This window comes from Rothia nasimurium (genome assembly GCF_049068285.1).
Taxonomy (GTDB): Bacteria; Actinomycetota; Actinomycetes; order Actinomycetales; family Micrococcaceae; genus Rothia; species Rothia nasimurium_I.
This window is the reverse complement of sequence record NZ_JBLKPV010000005.1, coordinates 46,065-62,810: the sequence shown is the minus strand read 5'-3', so window position 1 is coordinate 62,810 and position 16,746 is coordinate 46,065. Positions and strand designations below refer to the sequence as shown.

14 protein-coding genes are annotated in these 16,746 nt (G+C 62.3%); 2 read left to right on the top strand and 12 right to left on the bottom strand.

The features are described from left to right. Window positions 1-41: 41 nt before the first annotated feature. The 5 genes from ACMXX3_RS05875 to speB form a co-directional block, all read right to left on the bottom strand. Window positions 42-773, bottom strand: a complete 732-nt coding sequence (locus ACMXX3_RS05875; RefSeq protein WP_421083816.1) for a glycerophosphodiester phosphodiesterase family protein — start codon at window positions 771-773, stop codon at window positions 42-44. A 136-nt stretch (window positions 774-909) separates the two neighbouring features. Beyond that, window positions 910-1,221 carry a hypothetical protein gene (locus tag ACMXX3_RS05870; RefSeq protein ID WP_421083815.1) on the bottom strand — a complete coding sequence of 104 codons (312 nt, stop codon included), beginning with the start codon at window positions 1,219-1,221 and terminating at the stop codon, window positions 910-912. 3 nt (window positions 1,222-1,224) lie between these two features. Further along, entirely contained in the window at window positions 1,225-2,352 is a 1,128-nt protein-coding gene (locus tag ACMXX3_RS05865; protein WP_421083814.1) for a hypothetical protein, read from the bottom strand. Between the two features lie 276 nt (window positions 2,353-2,628). Next, complete coding sequence (locus ACMXX3_RS05860; RefSeq protein WP_421083813.1) at window positions 2,629-3,915, bottom strand: PLP-dependent aminotransferase family protein; 1,287 nt, start codon at window positions 3,913-3,915, stop codon at window positions 2,629-2,631. A gap of 108 nt (window positions 3,916-4,023) precedes the next feature. After that, entirely contained in the window at window positions 4,024-5,037 is a 1,014-nt protein-coding gene (gene speB / locus ACMXX3_RS05855; RefSeq protein WP_421083909.1) for an agmatinase, read from the bottom strand. A gap of 528 nt (window positions 5,038-5,565) precedes the next feature. Here speB and ACMXX3_RS05850 point away from each other — a divergent pair. Then, window positions 5,566-6,408: a GNAT family N-acetyltransferase gene (locus tag ACMXX3_RS05850; RefSeq protein ID WP_421083812.1), complete on the top strand. Its 843-nt coding sequence runs from the start codon at window positions 5,566-5,568 to the stop codon at window positions 6,406-6,408. A 204-nt stretch (window positions 6,409-6,612) separates the two neighbouring features. After that, window positions 6,613-8,262, top strand: coding sequence for a thiamine pyrophosphate-binding protein (locus ACMXX3_RS05845; protein WP_421083811.1), 1,650 nt, complete (start codon window positions 6,613-6,615; stop codon window positions 8,260-8,262). A 97-nt stretch (window positions 8,263-8,359) separates the two neighbouring features. Here the strand turns inward: ACMXX3_RS05845 and ACMXX3_RS05840 are convergent, their stop codons facing one another. The 7 genes from ACMXX3_RS05840 to ACMXX3_RS05810 all read right to left on the bottom strand — a co-directional run bounded on the left by ACMXX3_RS05840 (window position 8,360) and on the right by ACMXX3_RS05810 (window position 16,661). Beyond that, complete coding sequence (locus tag ACMXX3_RS05840) at window positions 8,360-9,658, bottom strand: ABC transporter permease (RefSeq protein ID WP_421083810.1); 1,299 nt, start codon at window positions 9,656-9,658, stop codon at window positions 8,360-8,362. Next, window positions 9,655-10,500 (bottom strand): ABC transporter ATP-binding protein, encoded by an 846-nt coding sequence (locus ACMXX3_RS05835; RefSeq protein ID WP_421083809.1) that lies wholly within the window; start codon window positions 10,498-10,500, stop codon window positions 9,655-9,657. Before ACMXX3_RS05835 ends, ACMXX3_RS05840 begins: the two co-directional genes overlap by 4 nt. 3 nt (window positions 10,501-10,503) lie before the next feature. Continuing rightward, on the bottom strand, window positions 10,504-11,991 hold the full coding sequence (locus ACMXX3_RS05830) for an efflux RND transporter periplasmic adaptor subunit (protein WP_421083808.1): 1,488 nt from the start codon (window positions 11,989-11,991) through the stop codon (window positions 10,504-10,506). A 213-nt stretch (window positions 11,992-12,204) separates the two neighbouring features. Continuing rightward, window positions 12,205-12,720 (bottom strand): DUF805 domain-containing protein, encoded by a 516-nt coding sequence (locus ACMXX3_RS05825; RefSeq protein WP_421083807.1) that lies wholly within the window; start codon window positions 12,718-12,720, stop codon window positions 12,205-12,207. 220 nt (window positions 12,721-12,940) lie between these two features. Next, entirely contained in the window at window positions 12,941-13,813 is an 873-nt protein-coding gene (locus tag ACMXX3_RS05820; RefSeq protein ID WP_421083806.1) for an NAD(P)-dependent oxidoreductase, read from the bottom strand. 34 nt (window positions 13,814-13,847) lie between these two features. Next, window positions 13,848-15,191 carry a four-carbon acid sugar kinase family protein gene (locus ACMXX3_RS05815; protein WP_421083805.1) on the bottom strand — a complete coding sequence of 448 codons (1,344 nt, stop codon included), beginning with the start codon at window positions 15,189-15,191 and terminating at the stop codon, window positions 13,848-13,850. A 75-nt stretch (window positions 15,192-15,266) separates the two neighbouring features. Continuing rightward, window positions 15,267-16,661, bottom strand: coding sequence for a gluconate:H+ symporter (locus ACMXX3_RS05810; RefSeq protein ID WP_421083804.1), 1,395 nt, complete (start codon window positions 16,659-16,661; stop codon window positions 15,267-15,269). Window positions 16,662-16,746 lie beyond the last annotated feature (85 nt).

Sequence of the window (16,746 nt, the reverse complement as noted above, 5' to 3'; positions counted from 1 at the left end):
CCGCGCCCCACCCCCGTGGCGGCGGTGAGGGCAGGCACGCTTTAGTGGTCTAGGTGCAGGAGCTGCTCGGGGTAGTCGGTAAAGACGCCGGTGGCGCCCCAGTTTTTCAGCTCGTTGGCGCGGGCGGGGCTGTTGACCGTCCAGACGTTGACGACGTACCCGGCCTCACGCAGGGAACGGACGGTGGCGCGGGTCAGGCCCCGGTCCTCCAGGTGGGCGGCGCTGGCACCGATGAGCTCCAGGATGGAAAGCCAGTCAGGGCCTAGTGTCTCGGCCATAAAGAGAGCCCCCACCGCATACTGCGGGGCGCGTCGCTTGAACTCGGCCAGCAGGAGCGGGTTGAAGGAGGAGACAAGGACGCCCCGGCCCGGCTGCAGGCGGGCCAGCTCGTCGATCACCCTGTCGATGAGCAGGTGGGAGCGCTCCGCCCCCTGCTCATTGGATTTCAGTTCGATGTTGAGGTTGAGCCCGCGCTCATTGGCCAGGTCGATGAGCGCCGCCAGGGTGGGCACCGGCTCCCCCGCCGTGTCGGGCGAGAACCAGGCGCCGGCGTCCGCCTGAGATAGTTGCTCGGCGGTGTAGTTGTAGAGGGGGCCGGAAAGGTTGGTGGTGCGGTCAAGGTCGGTGTCGTGGATGAGGACGGGCGTGCCGCAGGCGGCGATATCGACGTCAGTTTCGATCCAGGTCGCCCCGGAATCTGCTGCGGCAGTGAAGGCGGCCAGGGTGTTTTCAGGGCGGGTTCCGGACGCCCCGCGATGAGCAAAAATACGCATGACACCAGTATGGGGCAGGGAGGTTACCGGGAGGTGGAGCAAGCACCCCAAGGCGAATGTGCCACTTATTCCCGAACCTGGGGGGTCTAGCTGCCCCGCTCGGGAATAAGTGGCACATTCGGCGAAAGGGGCCGGTCTAGAACCCCGTCTTAATTGGCTCCTCAAGCGGACCGTAGGAGCGCAGGTGCTGAATAATCGGCACAGTGCAGTGACGGTCGTGGTTCTCCAGCATTCCGGCCAGGGTAAGCACATAGTGGCGGGGGCAGTAGGTGTAAAAATCCCCGGTGTCCTGCCCTTCCAGGGGGAGGTACTCTAGGCGGTACTCCACGCTGTCAGTGCAGACCGACTTGCTCCACTCGCAGCGGAGGTTGCCGCCGTCGCCCGGGTCATCAAATTCGGGAAAGGACGTACCGTGGTCAAGTTTCTGTTCGGTCAGAGTGGTGGTCATGGGTTAGCGTCCTTCCTCAAGGAGGTCGTGCAAAATGGTGATGTCCTGGGCGATGACGTCCGCGGGGACGGGGCGGTTTTCATCCAGATACTCGCCCCAGCGGCGGTTGAACATTTCGGTGTTGATGAGGCTAGTTACCGTGTAGTCCCAGTTACAGACTTCGAGGACGGTCATGGCTCCGTCCTCGTCGATGTAGAGGTGGAGCAGGGCGCCATCAGGCGGAATGAGGAGGACCATGGGTAGCCCCACTGCGCGTACAGCCAACCACACGCCGTCCAGAAAATCCTGCTCGCGGGCGGGGGTGAGCAGGTCCTTGGCCCTTTCGTAGCTGAGCACCGCCAGGGAGTTGAAGTGGGTGACAGTGCGGCCGTCTAGGCGGAAGCCCAGGTAGGGGGTGATTTCGGTGAGCTCGCCCTGGCCACTGGGCATGAGGGTGTAGTCGTCTGCGGTCATTCCTGGCCGGAAGGCGTGCGGCGGGTAGGTGACGCGGGGGTTGTCGGGGCCGTGGTCAGCGTCAGTGTTCATGTTTTCGAACATGAGGAAGTTCTTCCTGGTGACCTCAGGGATGCGCGTCTCGTCGATGGTGTAGAACTCCCAGCCGGCGGACTGGTGCGGGGCGTGCTTAGTCAGCCAGGCCTTGAGGCCGCCCAGGGAGCGTAGGCAACCCAGGTCGACGTAGCGGTCGTCGTAGGAGACGATATTTTTCTCGATGCGCTCTAACTGGCTGTCGAGGGTATCGCCGCCGTACCGTTTTTCGGTGGACTCCGGGTTGGCCTGGGTGGCAGCTTCCCGCCAGGCGGCAGCGTGCTCGCGCAGGACAGCGTCGAACCAGTAGGCCTGCAGGGTGCGGTCTTCAACTTCGAGGATGTCGAGGTCGTATCTGATGGGGTGCTCGAAGCCGAGAAGAGAGAACTCCCAGGGTTGACCGTCCTTGAGGACCTCACCCAGGGTGGTGCCGGGGATGACGTGCAGCAGGTAGGTGTGGTCGGTGCCGTCGGGGAAGGTGGCGGTTAGTTCAAGACGCGGGGCAAAGTTGCCGTCATTTTGGACGAGGTCAGCCACGGTGAGGTCGGTGCCGTAGGGGTAACGGTACCCGGGGAAGGTTTCTTCAAGTGTTTTAAAAGTGAACATTAGCCCTCCAAGGTGTGCGTGTGCGAGTGGGGGATTCCCTCCCTTTAGCGTAGCGCTGCGCCCTTGCGGTCAGGACGGCGGCACGCCCCAGCTTTGCGGACGGCGAACCGGGGGGCCGGCGCGTCCTGCTGCAACGCGAATGTGCCACTTATTCCCGAGTGTGGGGGGTCTAGCTGCCCCGCTCGGGAATAAGTGGCACATTCGGCGAGAGGCCCTAGCCCTTCAGCACGGTTCAGCGGTGTTCGCTACGCTCACCGCCCCCGCTTCGGTCATCTCTTACGAGCTCACACGCTCACTCCCGATGACCTCAGCAAGCCTCTTCACACCCTCGGTCAGGGCGTCCGGCTCGATCGCTGAGAAGGCGATGCGCAGCTGGTTGGCGCCGGGGTTGCGGGCGACCCCGTCCTCACCGACTACCGGCTCGTAGAAAGCCGAGCCGGGAATGAAAACCACACCGGCGTCAATCGCGGGGGCGAGGGCGTCCGTCGCGTCCTCATACTTGCCACCGGCGGGCAGGGTCAGCCAGGTGAAGAAACCGCCCTCGGGTACCGTCCAGGTGGTTCCCTCGGGCATGTACTTCTCGCAGGCGTCCAGCACGGCCTTGCAACGGGCCTCGTAGAGGGCGGCGGTAGCGCGGGTGTGGGACTCCCACAGACCCTCGCTCATGAAGCCCAGCACCAGGCGCTGCGAGAGCACCGACGGGCAAATCGTCACAGCCTCGCCCGCAATCTGTAGGAACTTACGCACGCGGAAGGGGGCAACCATCCAGCCCACGCGCACGCCGGGCGAGAAAACCTTCGAGAAGGAGCCCAGGTAGAGCACGTTCTCGGGGTCAAGCGAGTAGAGGGAGCGGCGGCGTTCCCCGCTGAAGGAGAGCTGGCCGTAGGGGTTATCTTCAACGATCAGCACGTCGGCTTCACGGCAGATACGCACCAGCTCGGCGCGGCGCTCGTCCGACAGGGAAATGCCGGTGGGGTTCTGGAAGTTGGGGATGGTGTAGAGGAACTTAACCTGCTTACCCTCAGCCCGGATCGCCTCGATAGCCCGAGCGACGGCAGCGGGGTCGAGGCCGTCCGCGTCCAGGGGTACCTGGCGGACGTCCGCCTGGTAGCCCTCGAAGACGCCCAGGGCGCCGGTGTAGGTGGGGCCCTCAGCCAGGATTACGTCGCCGGGGTTGACGAAGAGTTTGGTGGCCAGGTCCAGGCCCATCTGGGAACCCGCGGTCATCTGGATATCTGCAACCGCCAGGCGGGCGCCCTCCGATTCCATGAAGTCGCAGACCAGCTCGGCCAGGGCTTCAAGGCCAGCACCTGAGCCGTACTGCAGAACTTCCAGGCCCTCTTCTTCGATCATGCGAGCGCTCATAGCCCCGAGAGTATCAAGGGGTAGCAGGTCAAGATCGGGGTTGCCACCGGCCAGGGAGATAATGCCGGGGCGCATGGCTACCTCAAAGACGTCGCGCACAGCGGACGGGCGGAACCCGGCGGCGCGGTCAGCGAAGTGGCGCATAATGCGGGCTTCAGCCGGGGTGGCTTCAGCTAAGAGTTCAGCAATTTTGCTCAAAACCTCTCCTGTGGGTTTTTATCAGAACGCCCCAGACCCTTGCCCCGCAGCGGCTTGCCTGCGGGTGGAGAAGGCGGGTGGGGCGTCCTGATTTCAATGATGAGGAACTTACTGTCCGTAGGTAATATCGGCGACGCCGGACGCCGGTGAAGTCGGCTCAGCGCCCACACCGGCGGCGTGCAGGGAGATGAGTTCGTAGACGGTGTGGGCAGCGGCAATGCCGGTCAGTTCGGCGTGGTCGTAGGCCGGGGACACCTCAACGACCTCGGAACCCACCAGGTTAAGCCCGCGCAGGCCGCGCAGGATTTCGAGCAGCTCACGGGAGGTAATGCCACCTGCTTCGGGGGTGCCGGTGCCAGGTGCGTGGGCAGGGTCGAGCACGTCAATGTCAATGGAGACATAGAGGGGCTTATCACCGATACGTTCACGCAGGAGCTCAACGACCTTCTGCACGCCCAGGTAGTAGACGTCCGCGCTGGTGACGATGCCAAAGCCGAAGCGGGCGTCGTCCTCAAGGTCTTCGGTGCCGTAGAGGGGGCCGCGGGTGCCTACATGGCAGAGGGAGTCAGTGTCGAGTATGTCTTCTTCGAAGGCGCGGCGGAAGGGGGTGCCGTGGGTGTATTCGGCGCCGAAGTAGGTGTCCCAGGTGTCCAGGTGGGCGTCAAAGTGCAGCAGGGCGATTTTGCCGTGCTTCTTGGCCAGGTTGCGCAGGTTGGCGAGCGCTACGGTGTGGTCGCCACCGATAGTGACCAGGCGGGCACCGTCCTTGGTCAGTTCGTGGGCTCCTGCCTCGAACATAGCGAGGGCTTCTTCAATGTTGAAGGGGTTGCCGATGATGTCACCGGCGTCGGCCACCTGGGCTTCCTTGAAGGGGGAGATGTTGGCAGCCGGGTTGAAAGGGCGCAACAGGCGGGAGGATTCGCGTACATGGTTGGAGCCGAAGCGGGCGCCGGGGCGGTAGGAGACGCCGGAGTCCCAGGGCATACCGGCCACGACGATGTCGGCTTTCTCGACCTCATCGAGGCGGGGCAGGCGGGCGAAGGTGGCAAGGCCGGCCCAGCGGGGCACTTCGGCGGCGTTGACGGGGCCGATGCGTTCGACGCCGTCGGCTCCGGTGGCGATGACGCGGTTGGGGTCAGCTGAGAAGAAGGCTTGAGTCACGGTTTCTCCAGGGGTAGGACGCGGGTGGCTGGCTTAGTGCGCGGGGCCGGTTGGGTGCGGGCTGGGCCCGGGGTTAGTGTGTCCCGGCGCACTAGAATCGCTACCACTATAACCCGCCTGCGGGGCAACGGCGGGCAGGTTCCCCAGCCGACAGGCTTGCGCTACCGATACTTATTCAGGTGCCGGTAAAGCTATGCCAAGCCGCCGGGGGCACCCGGGCGGGGGCAAGCGTCCTTACCGCTCAGGGCGGGAGCGGGGGTGCATAAGTTTGCAGAATATTCCATGAAAAATTGACCAAGCACCGAACGTGCCACTTACTCCCGAATGTGGGGGTCTCGCTGCCCCGCTCGGGGAATAAGTGGCACATTCAATGAGGGCCTAGCCTTCCCAGATGGTGCCCAGTTCCCAGAAGGTCAGGGAGTCAAGGACGGCGACGTCTATACTGTGAATATTCCTCACGCCCCCTAACGATTTCATAAGGCCAATCCCATGCACCTGACCTTCTCCAGCGCCCCGGCCAACCACCGGGAGCAACTACCCGACTGGGCGCAAGCCGTGTATTTTGAGGATTTCACGCGCGATGACCACACCCGCTGCCTGCTGGCGCATATTGGTGGGGAGCTGGTGGGGATTGTTGCCTGGTGGATGGCCCGTGCCCACCACACCCACTATGAGCTCCAACTTGCGGTGGCGCCTCCCCTGCGGCGTCAGGGCATAGGTACTGCCCTCTACCGGCAGGCGCGGGCGCAGACGTCCGCTCCCCTGCCCTTCTTCATGCGGGACTACCTGGGCGAACCCACCCTACACTTAGCCGACTCGCTGGGTGCCCAGACTCTTCAGATGGTTCCACCCGCCACCATACCCACCTCCTCAGCGCAGAACCTGCGGGAGCACGCGTCCGTCCGCTCTGCACGCAGCGTGAGCTACCCAGATTTCGAGCAGGCCTACGTCGATTTTTACGAGCGGACGCACGCCAGCTGGCACCCCGTATCGGGCGACCACCGGCCGGTGCTGGCCCGCCATGCCGCCGAGGCCTACAACGATTACTCGTCAATCGCGGTGGACGCCGCCGGGCAGGTGCGCGCGGTCATAGCGGTTTTTCCCGGTGACCAGCCTGAACTCTGCGGAGAGACAACCACCCCAGCCCCCGATCAGGGGGAGCTGCTCTTAGAGGCCTGCCTGCGGCGCTCCCTCGAACAACTAGGTGAAGCGGGGCACAGCACGGTCGAGGCCGATGGGCATATCTCAGACCCCCACCTCTTCCCTGCCTGGGCCAAAACCGGGGCGATCGGACGCTGGTACCGGCTCGTGGAGATACCGGCAGCTCAGTAAACACCGAATGTGCCATTTACTCCCGAATGTGGGGGTCTAACTGCCCCACTCGGGAATAAGTGGCACATTCGACGGAGCCCCTCCCGGGCAGACTCATAAACATACTGTGGCCTGCATAACATTACATCGGGGGAAATCCCGCATATTTATACACCACCCGCCTAAGCTAGACCCGACACCCCTCACCACCAGCGAAAGGCACCCATGGCACACCCTTCCCTGCCCGACCGTTCCAAGGAAGTAACGGAACCCCGCCGCAACGCCGGCTACGCAATCCTCGCCACCCTGCGCAACTACGGCATTGATACCGTCTTCGGCATCCCCGGCACCCACAACCTTGAGTTCTACCGCCACCTCAAAGAACTCGGAATCCACCCCGTCACTACCCGCCACGAGCAGGGTGCCTCTTACGGGGCGGACGGCTGGTCCCTGACCCGCGGCCTACCCGGCGTCGTCATTACCACCTCGGGCCCCGGCCTACTCAACTCCCTCTCGGGAGCCGCCACCGCCTACGCCGAGTCGCGCCCCATGATCATCCTCTCCCCCGGCCGCCCCGTCGGTCATGAGTTCCGTGACATCGGTGCCCTGCACGAAACCAAAAATCCCACCGGCGCCGTCAACTCCATCGTCGAGTTCTCCCGCCGCGTCAACTCCGCCGAAGAAGCCGTCGACATCATCCACAACGCCTTCCGCTCCTTCGCCCACTCGCGGCCCCGCCCCATACACATTGAGGTGCCCCTGGACGTCCTCGAACGCGAAGTCGTTCTCGACCCCGCTATCTTGCACGCCCGCCCCCTGGGCAAGCCCCAGCCCGCCCCCGTGGACGACGTGCGCGAAGCAGCCCGTATGCTGGCAGAGTCCAAGAAGCCCATCATCGTCGCAGGTGGCGGCTCTATCGGGGCAGCAGCAGACCTGCTCCGTCTGGCTGAAACCCTCGAAGCGCCCGTCATTACCTCGGTCAACGGCAAGGGCGCTATCCCCGAAAAGCACCGCCTCTCCCTGGGGGCCGACCTGCGCCTGAGTGCCGCCCACGCCTTCTGCCGGGAGGCCGACGCCATGCTGATTATTGGCTCCAAGATTGGTGAAGCTGAACTTTGGGACGGCGACATCCGCCCCGCTGGCCCCGTCATCCGCGTCGATATCATGCGCGACCAGATGCTCACCAACATCACCCCCGACATTGAGCTGCCCGGCAACTCCAAGGCCGTCATCCCCCAGCTTCTGGACGCCCTGGCCGAGCTGGGTCTGGCCCCCGGCTCCCGCGCACCCCGCGACCTCCAACCCATCTTCGATGCCCTCGATAACGAAGGCCGCGCCCTGGCCCCCGAGCTGGCCGAGCTCAACGAAAGAATCATGGAAATTCTGCCCGAGAACACCATCATCGCCGGTGACTCCTCGCAGGTCACCTACATGGGCACCACCACCTTCTACCGGGCAGCCCGCCCCAATTCCCTGCTCTACATGGCAACCTACGCCACCCTGGGCTACGGCCTGCCCGCCGCTATCGGCGCCAAGGTAGCCGCGCCCGAGCGTCCGGTGGTCTGCCTGCTCGGCGACGGCGCCCTCATGTTCGCCGTCCAGGAGCTCATGACCGCCGTTGAACAGCAGCTTGACCTGCCCATCATCTGTGTGGAGAACGGCGGCTACGGGGAAATCCGCCAGAACGAGCGCGACCGCGGTATCGCCCCCGTCGCCGTAGACCTTGTGCAGCCCGACTGGGTCAAACTGGCCGAGGGGTTCGGGGCAACCGGCTACACCGCCACCATGGATACCCTCGCTGAAACCGTCCAGAAGGCCCTGGCTACCCGCGGGCCCTCCCTCGTCCATCTGAAGATCGGCGAAACCCTCCGCTAGAACGCCGAATGTGCCACTTACTCCCGAATGTGGGGGATTAACTCCCCCGCTCGGGACTAAGTGGCACATTCGCGAACCGATACCTCTAGCTACTTAGCTACTCGTAGCGCAAGGCGTCAATGGGGTCGAGCTTGGCCGCCTTATTCGCCGGGTAGTAGCCGAAGAAGAGGCCAATCGCCAGCGAGAAGCCCAGGGCCAGAAGGACGGCGCTCAGCGGCGGGAAGACGAAAGTCCCCATCAGCTTGGCCCCGACCATGCCCAGGCCCCCACCCAGCAGGACCCCGATGATACCGCCCACCAGGCACACCATCATCGCCTCAATCACGAACTGGAGGCGGATCGCCTTGCGGGTGGCCCCCAGGGCCTTGCGGATACCGATCTCGCGGGTGCGCTCCGTGACCGTCACCAACATAATGTTCATGACGCCAATGCCACCCACCAGCAGGGAGATCCCGGCAATCCCGGAGATAGCTGCGCTGATTCCGTCCAGCACCGCGTTGAAGGACTCTGTCATGGCTGAGAAGTCCTGGATCTCAGCCATAAACTGCTCGTCAGCCCGGTACATTGAGGTCAACTGGGCCTGAAGCAGGGCCTGAACCTGGGCAATATCCTTCCCCTCAGCCGGACGAATCGAAATCTGCTCGTAAGCGCCGGGGCTCCAGGTGCTAAATTCCTCTTCAAGGCTAAGCGGCAGATAAACCGCGCCGGGCATGGGGAAGGAGAATATTCCGCTACCTGATGGCTCGGGTGCATAGACCCCGATCACAAGGGCATGGCGGCTCCCCATACCGAATTCGATCTCTACTTCGCTGCCCACAGCAGCTGCAATATCCCCGGCAAAAAGCGGGCCGACCTGGTCGGTCGAGATCAGAACCACCATGCGCTTACTGTCAATGTCGTTCTGGTTGATGGTACGGCCAGCAAGCAGGTTGACGGGGTTGAGGTCGAGGTAGTCGGTGTTGACGAACTTGGTCTCCGTGTAGGGGGCTTCGGAGCCGTCCTCAGCGTAGAGGTTCATGGACGTCATCATGTTACCGCCCAGAGGGATACCGGCAATGGTGTCGCCCAGGGCTGTTTTGAGGTGGGCAATGTCTTCACTGTCGAATTTAGCCTCACGGCTGACTTCGACGTACTCACCGGGCATACCCATCGGGCCGCTGGTGAGGCCTGCAGCTTCCTGGTCTTCGGTGGGCCGCTGTTTGACCTGCACGATAATGTCGTTTGCGCCCGAGCTGAAAATCGACTCGGTGGTCTTGGTTTTGAGGGCGTGCCCCAGGGTGAGAATCGTGATGACGGAGGCAATACCCACGATGATACCCAGCAGGGTCAGGAAGGACCGCATTTTGTTGTTCTTTAAGCTGCCAAGGGCCAAGCCAATGGATTCGCGCAGGTTCATCGCTTTTCCTCCTGGTGGGCGAGGTGGGCGGGCTGGTACCCGTTCCTTGGGGGCAGGACGGCGGTGGGGTCGCCGTCCCTGCCCCGGGCAAGGGCGGCTGACCCCAGGTAGGGGGTGGCGGCGTCCGCGTCACTGACGATGCGGCCGTCGATCATGGTGACGATGCGGTCGGTTTCGGCGGCCAGTTCGGGGTTGTGGGTGATGAAGACGATGGTTTTCCCTTGCTCGCGGTTGAGCTGGTGGAAGAGGTCCATGACCATGCGCCCGGTCTGGGAGTCGAGGGCGCCGGTGGGTTCGTCGGCGAGGAGGAGGGGCGGGTCGTTGGCCAGGGCCCGGGCGACGGCGACGCGCTGCTTCTGGCCGCCGGAGAGCTCGGCGGGGCTGTGGGTCATGCGGTCTGCCATACCCATCTGTTCGAGAAGGTGGGCGGCCCGTTCGTGGCGTTCTTTGGCCCCTATACCGGCGTACATCATGGGCATTTCAACGTTTTTGAGCGCTGAGATTCGGCCTACGAGGTTGAAGTTCTGGAAGATGAACCCAATGTTTTGGCTGCGGTAGTAGGCCAGCGCGTTATCGTCGAGCCCTGCGATGTGTTCGCCGGCGAAGATGTAGGATCCTGCGGTGGGGCGGTCGAGGAGGCCGATGATGTTCATGAGCGTTGTTTTGCCTGAACCTGATTGGCCGACCACCGAGAGGAACTCCCCCTGGTTGACGTGGAAGTCAATGCCGGGGAGGACTGTAATTGCGCTGGCGGTTCCCTGGTTGAAGGTTTTGACGATGCCCTGCATCTCGATCAGGGGCTGCGGGCCGGGTGGGGGCTGGGTGGTGATGGAGCTGTTCATGGTTTACCACCCGTAGCTGCCGGTGGCGACGTCCAGGGTGACGGTTTCGCCCACCCGGTGGCGGTACATTTCGCCGTACATGAGCACCATGTCGCCAGCTGCTACGTCGCCGCCGGTGATGGCGATGTCGATGTCGTTAGCCAGGCCGGTTTCGACGGTACGTTCTTCGAGGATGTAGGAGCCCTCGTCAGTGGGGGTAGCGACAACGATGCTGTCCTTGCCCATGTCATTGGTGTAGACAGCGTCGAGGGGGACGGACAGGGCGTTTTCTGCCTCTGAGGTGATGATATTGGCCTTGACGGAGGAGCCCAGGTAGAGGCCGTCACGGTTGCCGGTGACTTCGATGGTGACGGTGAAGGTGGGGCTGTTTCCGCCACTGCCCATCATGGCTGCTTCGGTGCCGGCCTGTTGGGCGCTGTCAGCGATAGAGGCGACGGAGGTGACGGTGCCGGTGTACTCCTTTGATCCGTTGGATCCTGCGGTGAAGGCGACCCGGTTTCCTTCTGCGATCTTGGAGATTTCTGCTTCGCGGACGCTGGTGGTGATGGTGAGTTTGGAATCGTCGCCGATGGTGACGACAGGACCGGACGCAGGCGCCCCGGGTTTAGCAACACTCATGACGACGCCGCTGGCGGGGGCGGTGAGGGTGGCTGAGTCGAGGTCGCCTTGGAGGGCTCCGAGGGTCTGGTTGCGGGTGGTTTCGGCGGCGGTGAGGCCGGTGCGGGCGTTGTTGAGTTCTGTTTCGAGAGCTGCAAGCTGGGTGGTTGCGGCGGTTCGGGCGGAGGATACACCGATGTCTGCGTCGGATTTAGCTCCGGTAGCTAGGCGGAGCGCTGATTCAGCTGCTGCGATTTCGGCGTCTAGGGCACTGACGTCCTCGCCTGCTTCTGCGGCGGCGTTGCGCAGGTTAATTTTGGTGTTGAGCTCGGTGGTGGCTAAGTTGACCTGTTCATCGGCTGACCGTTGGGCAGCGAGGGCTGCAAGGATTTCGGGGTTGGTGCCGTTGTTGATTCCGGTGGCGTATTGATCGTAGGCGGTCTGGGCTGCGGTGAGGGTTCCCTGGGCGCTGGTGACTGCGCTTTCTAGCTGGGTGCGCTGGGATTCTAGGTCGGTGTTGAGGGTTGAGGTGTCGATAGTGGCGAGGGTTTGGCCGAGTTCGACGCGGTCGCCAACTTCTACGTTGATGCTGCTGATGGGAGCTGGCAGGTGGGTTGTGACATTGTGGATTTCACCTGGGGCGATGGTGCCGTCAACCCTGACTTTGTTGCTGACGCCTTCGTCGCTGAGAATCAGGTAGTCGGTGGATGCGATGGAGTTTGTGTTGTTGCTGCCGCCGAAGATGGAGCCGATGATCAGGGCGCCGACTGCGATGAGCGCTACGACTCCGATGGCCAGGCCGATGAGGACCTTGCTGAGGGTGCTCAGCTTCTTTTTCTGGGGAGGACGAGGGGCCGCAGGGGCCGGGGGCGGGGTGAGGGGGTTCTCGCTCATGGCTACGCCTTTCACGGTGAAATGTGATGTATGTTATCCACCAGTGTAGTGACGTAGACCCCAGTTAAAACTGATTGGACGGGGAAAACCCAACAAATTCATACCGGGGTATGAGCCGCTCTCCCCCTTGGGTCTCAGATGCCCACCTTTCTTTCGAAAGTCTGCAAGGTTTACGGGTATTCGAAAGAAAGGTGAGCACTCGGTGAGATCGGGCTACCGGTCGAAACGGGCCCCCTTGGGGTTTGAGGGCAGGACGCAGGCAGCCAAGGTTCCGACGCTGCCAAGGACGGGGACGGCGTTGAGCCAGAGCCAGTGGCCGGAGAGGTTGACGTCGTGCATCCGCCGCACCCAGAGGGACATACTGGGTGCGCCGACCGCCAGCATCAGGGGCGCTGACGCGGCGAGGGCCGTGAGTTCAGCGCGGTTCTGGTGCTTCTTGCGGGCTGACTTCTGTTCCGGGGTTTCTTCTTCCCCGGGCTGGGGGTAGGGCACCAGGGGGTAGATGTTCGCCAGCTTTCCTTGACGGGTATAGGCTTCGGGGTGTTTTGCCTTGTCATAGTGGCGGGCGGCGATATCGCATGCTACAGCCGCAGCGCCGAAGATGAGGGTGGGCCACCAGAATTCGCTGCGAGAGGCTCGGCCGGAGTAGTCGAAGGTTTTGGCAAACATCCGGCCGGTAGCCACCAGTGGTCCCACAGAAACAGGGCCGGGAGTACGGGAGTTAGTCATAGCAACCTCCTGAATTAGTTTGTGCTTGGCACCACACTATCAGGAGAAGGACGGACGCATCCCACTCCGGCCCGGCCCGGCCCAACCCGGCCCCAAAGCCGAACGCCCACCTTTCTTTCGAAAGTTTGCAAGGTTTACGGGCATTCGAAAGAAACGTGGGCAGTTGACGAAAGAACGCTTCAGTTCAGCCTAGATGTTCCAGTCTGTCAGCATCAGTGGGCTACTGATCCTTGAGCATCTGGTAGACAATGGAGTCATCCTTGCGCCCCAGGCCTTCACGGCGTCCGCGCACATAGAGTTGCTCAGCTGCGGAAGCCAGAGGAACCGGCTGGGCGACCTGACGGGCTGCGTCGGTTACTAGACCCATGTCCTTGACGAAAATATCGAGGGCAGAGCGTACATTGTCAAAATCTTCGGTGACCATACGAGCCCCGCGGTCGTTGAACATGAAGGAGTGGGCAGCCCCTGTGTTGAGCACTCGGTGGCACTGTTCAACGTCCAAGCCCATAGAGTCAGCCAGAGCAAGGGCTTCACCAGCAGCGGCGATATGCACACCGCACAGAAGCTGGTTGACAACTTTGAAGCGCTGGCCATCACCAACGCGTGAACCGACAACCGGCCAGTTGGAGGCCATGGCCTCCAGCAGGGGAGCTACATAGTCGATGTCGTCAGCAGCCCCGCCCACCATAACGAGCAGATCGCCGGTGCCTGCGCGGGCAACACCGCCTGAGACAGGGGCGTCAACCAGATGGGTGGTGACAGGGGCAAGTTGGGCCGCTGCCGCTTCAACAGCTGCGGGGCCAACCGTTGACATGACGAGCACACGGGTTTCTGAGGTGAGCACTGAAGCAATTCCCTGTTCCCCAAACAGCACGGAGTTCAGCTGGGCACCTGTGGCGACCATGATAACGACGACGTCTGCCCCGGCTGCCGCTTCGTGGGCAGTAGGCGCGGCTGCGACAGAAGGTGCAACTGCTTCGAGGGCTTCGGGGTTCATGTCGAAGGCAGTGACGGTGTGGCCAGCAGCGGCGGTGACAAGAGCCATGGGCGCGCCCATTGCTCCGAGGCCAATCCAAGCGACGTTAAGTGACACGGTATTTTCCTTTGTGAGAGATGATTTTTAGGGGTTAGGCTGCACTTTTGAGGCGGGCTACGACTTCAGCGAGAGCGGTACGTCCACCAACATTGCCGGGGAATACAACGTAGGGGGAACCGAGAACCTCGGCGGGGGCGTCCTGCGGGGTGAAAAGAGAGATTTGGCCGGGGAAGAACTGGCCTTCAGCAGTTGCCAGGCGTATGCCCAAACCCTTGTGGGCTACCTCGTGGGAGGTGATGCCACCCTTTGCAATGACCCAGGCAGGTCGGGCCGACCGTACTCGTTGCACGACCTCAACGACGGCATCTGAGACGCTGCGGGCGAGTGCAAGAGATTCGGCGGGGTCATCGGTGGAGATGAGGATGCGACTGGTGTAGACAACGCAGTCGTTAGTTTCGAGTCCGGCGCGGACGGCGTCGACCACCTCATCGAGGTGGGGAGCGCGGGCTGCCGGGTCGAGGAGTTTTTCGACCTGGAGTTCAAATTCGGCAAGCCCGCTAGAGGCCTGAACTTCGGCGAGCTGGGCGGTAGTGAGTCCAACGTGGGAACCAACAACCAGTAGACCGTGGGGCAGGCGGTCATTCTCAAGGCTGATGCTCTCGGGGGTTAGGACGTTGGCTCCTTGCTGCCCGGCCAGGGGGCGCACGAAGGAGGGTCCGCAGCGGGTGATGAAGACTTTGCCAGTGGCTTCGAGCTGGGTGACGGCGTCAGCAACAATCTCCATGTCGGAGTAGTCGGTGGCGTTAATGACAACCCACTGACGGTTATGCGCCCCGGCGAGTTTCTCCTTGACAGCCTCAATCCCACCGTCACGGATTTCGGTAAGGCTAAGGGTCATTACATCAGCGGCAGCGATAGCTCCACCGGATTTCTCTTCGAGAAAAGCGGTGAGGTCTGAGGTTTTGTAACCAAAGGTAGCATCGCGGGCGAAGTCGGTGTCTTCAACAGGTAGGGGCTGGCCGTCAACCACAGCGTAGTGGATGTTGCCTTCGGTAAATCGGCCAGCCTCAATCATGGCTGGGCAGAAAAGGAAGGCGTCGGTTTCAACTCCGGCTTCTGCCAGGGTGTCTGCGAGGGCGTTGGGCTCGGCGATGACGTGCCCGCGGAGGGTAGAGTCTGACCGGGAAACAAGGTGGAGGCCCTCAGCACCCCGTTCGGCGAGGACACCAGCTAGGATACGGCGGTTCTTAGCGACGGCTTCGGCTTCGTCGAGGGCTCGGGTGTTAGTCAGGACGAAGCAGGTTGAGCTGGGCTCTTTGAGGGTGGTTGCGATGAGGGCAGCGTCTTCTTCAAAGGCGACTTGGACGTGAGAAACGCACTGGGAGCCGGTGGGGTCATCGTCGAGGACGAGCAGGCGGCGAGGTGAGGTGAGCATTGCAGCCTTTCAGTGGGTGCGGGGCCTGCCAGCAGGAATCAGCCTGCTGACAGGCGGTATGGGGGTGTTTTGCCTTTAGGCGATCATGCCGATAAGGGGCCACATGAGCAGGCAGACAATGAAGCCAACGAGGGAAGCAAAGGTGGTGACGATGCTGTAGGACTTCAGGGTATTTGCGGTGGTGACCTTGAAGTAGCGTGACCAGACCCAGAAGAGGGAGTCGTTTACATGTGACAGGGCCATGGAACCGATACCGATAGTGACGGTTACCAGAGCAATCTGTAGCGGAGCAAGTTCCATGGTGGCAACGAGGGGGGCCAGCAGAGGCGCTGTGGTGAGGGTTGAAACGGTTGCAGATCCCTGGGCGGCACGGATGAGTGCTGCCATAACCCAGGCCAGAACGAGGATGTGCAGGCCGCTGGCTGCCAGAACTTCAGCAACTGCGGTAGCGACGCCGGTAGTGGAGAGGACGTGGCCGAAGGTGCCACCTGCGCCGGTGATTAGGATGACGGCTGCAACCGGGGGTAGGGAGGAGTTAATGACGTCTTCAGCTTCGGTAAGACCCCAGCCGCGGCGGTAGCCAAGTAGGGCGGTAGAGAGAATAACACCGATGAGCAAGGCCATGGGGGATGCGCCGATAAATCCAAGGAAGGTGCGGATGGGGTCGCCTTCCGGCATGACCATTGCTGAGACGGTAGCGCCCATAATGAGGAAGAGCGGGGTCAGAATGAGGGCGATGATGAGGCCGACTGAGGGCGGATTTTTAATAACGGGGAAGGACTGGGTGTTGGCGTCTTCGTCCAGTTCCTGACCCATTTCAGCGGCAGCTGCAGCGTCAATCATGGGGACGGGGGAGAAAACCCGCTTGGTAATGGAGGGGATGATGAGCTGAGCGACGAACCACATGATAGCTGCAGGCACCAGGCCGATGAGCAGAACCATACCGACGTTTGCACCCATGAGTTCGGCGCCACCGACGATGCCGGGGTGCGGGGGCAGGACGACGTGGACGGTCAGCAACGCCAGGACGGTAGGCAGGGCGTAGTTGAGCATATTGCCCTGCAGGCGGCGGCCGACCGAGAGGACGATGGGAATAAGAACAATGAGGGCAACGTCAACGAAGACGGGAATGCCGAAGAGGAAGGAGGCGACGCCGAGCGCCCATGGGGCCCGCTTGGGGCCGAACTTATCTAGCAGGGTTTTGGCGAGGACGTCCGCACCACCGGAGACCTCGATAATGCGGCCCATCATGGCACCGAGGGTGACGATGAGGGCGACGGAGCCAAGGGTCTTACCCATGCCTGCTGTCAGGGTTGGGACGACTTCTGCCAGGGGGATACCGCCGACTAAGGCTAGTGCCACGGAGACGACGAGTAGCGCTAGGAAGGGGTGGGCTTTGCCCTTGATGATGAGTGCCAGAATCGCCGCAACGGATGCGAGTCCTAGCAGGACGAGTGTGCTTGTTGCCATGAAATCCTCATTGACCTCGGGCTGATGAGATAATTCTCAACAGCTCAAAACTTATCTGATATCTGATGAGTATAGTAGTTTATAT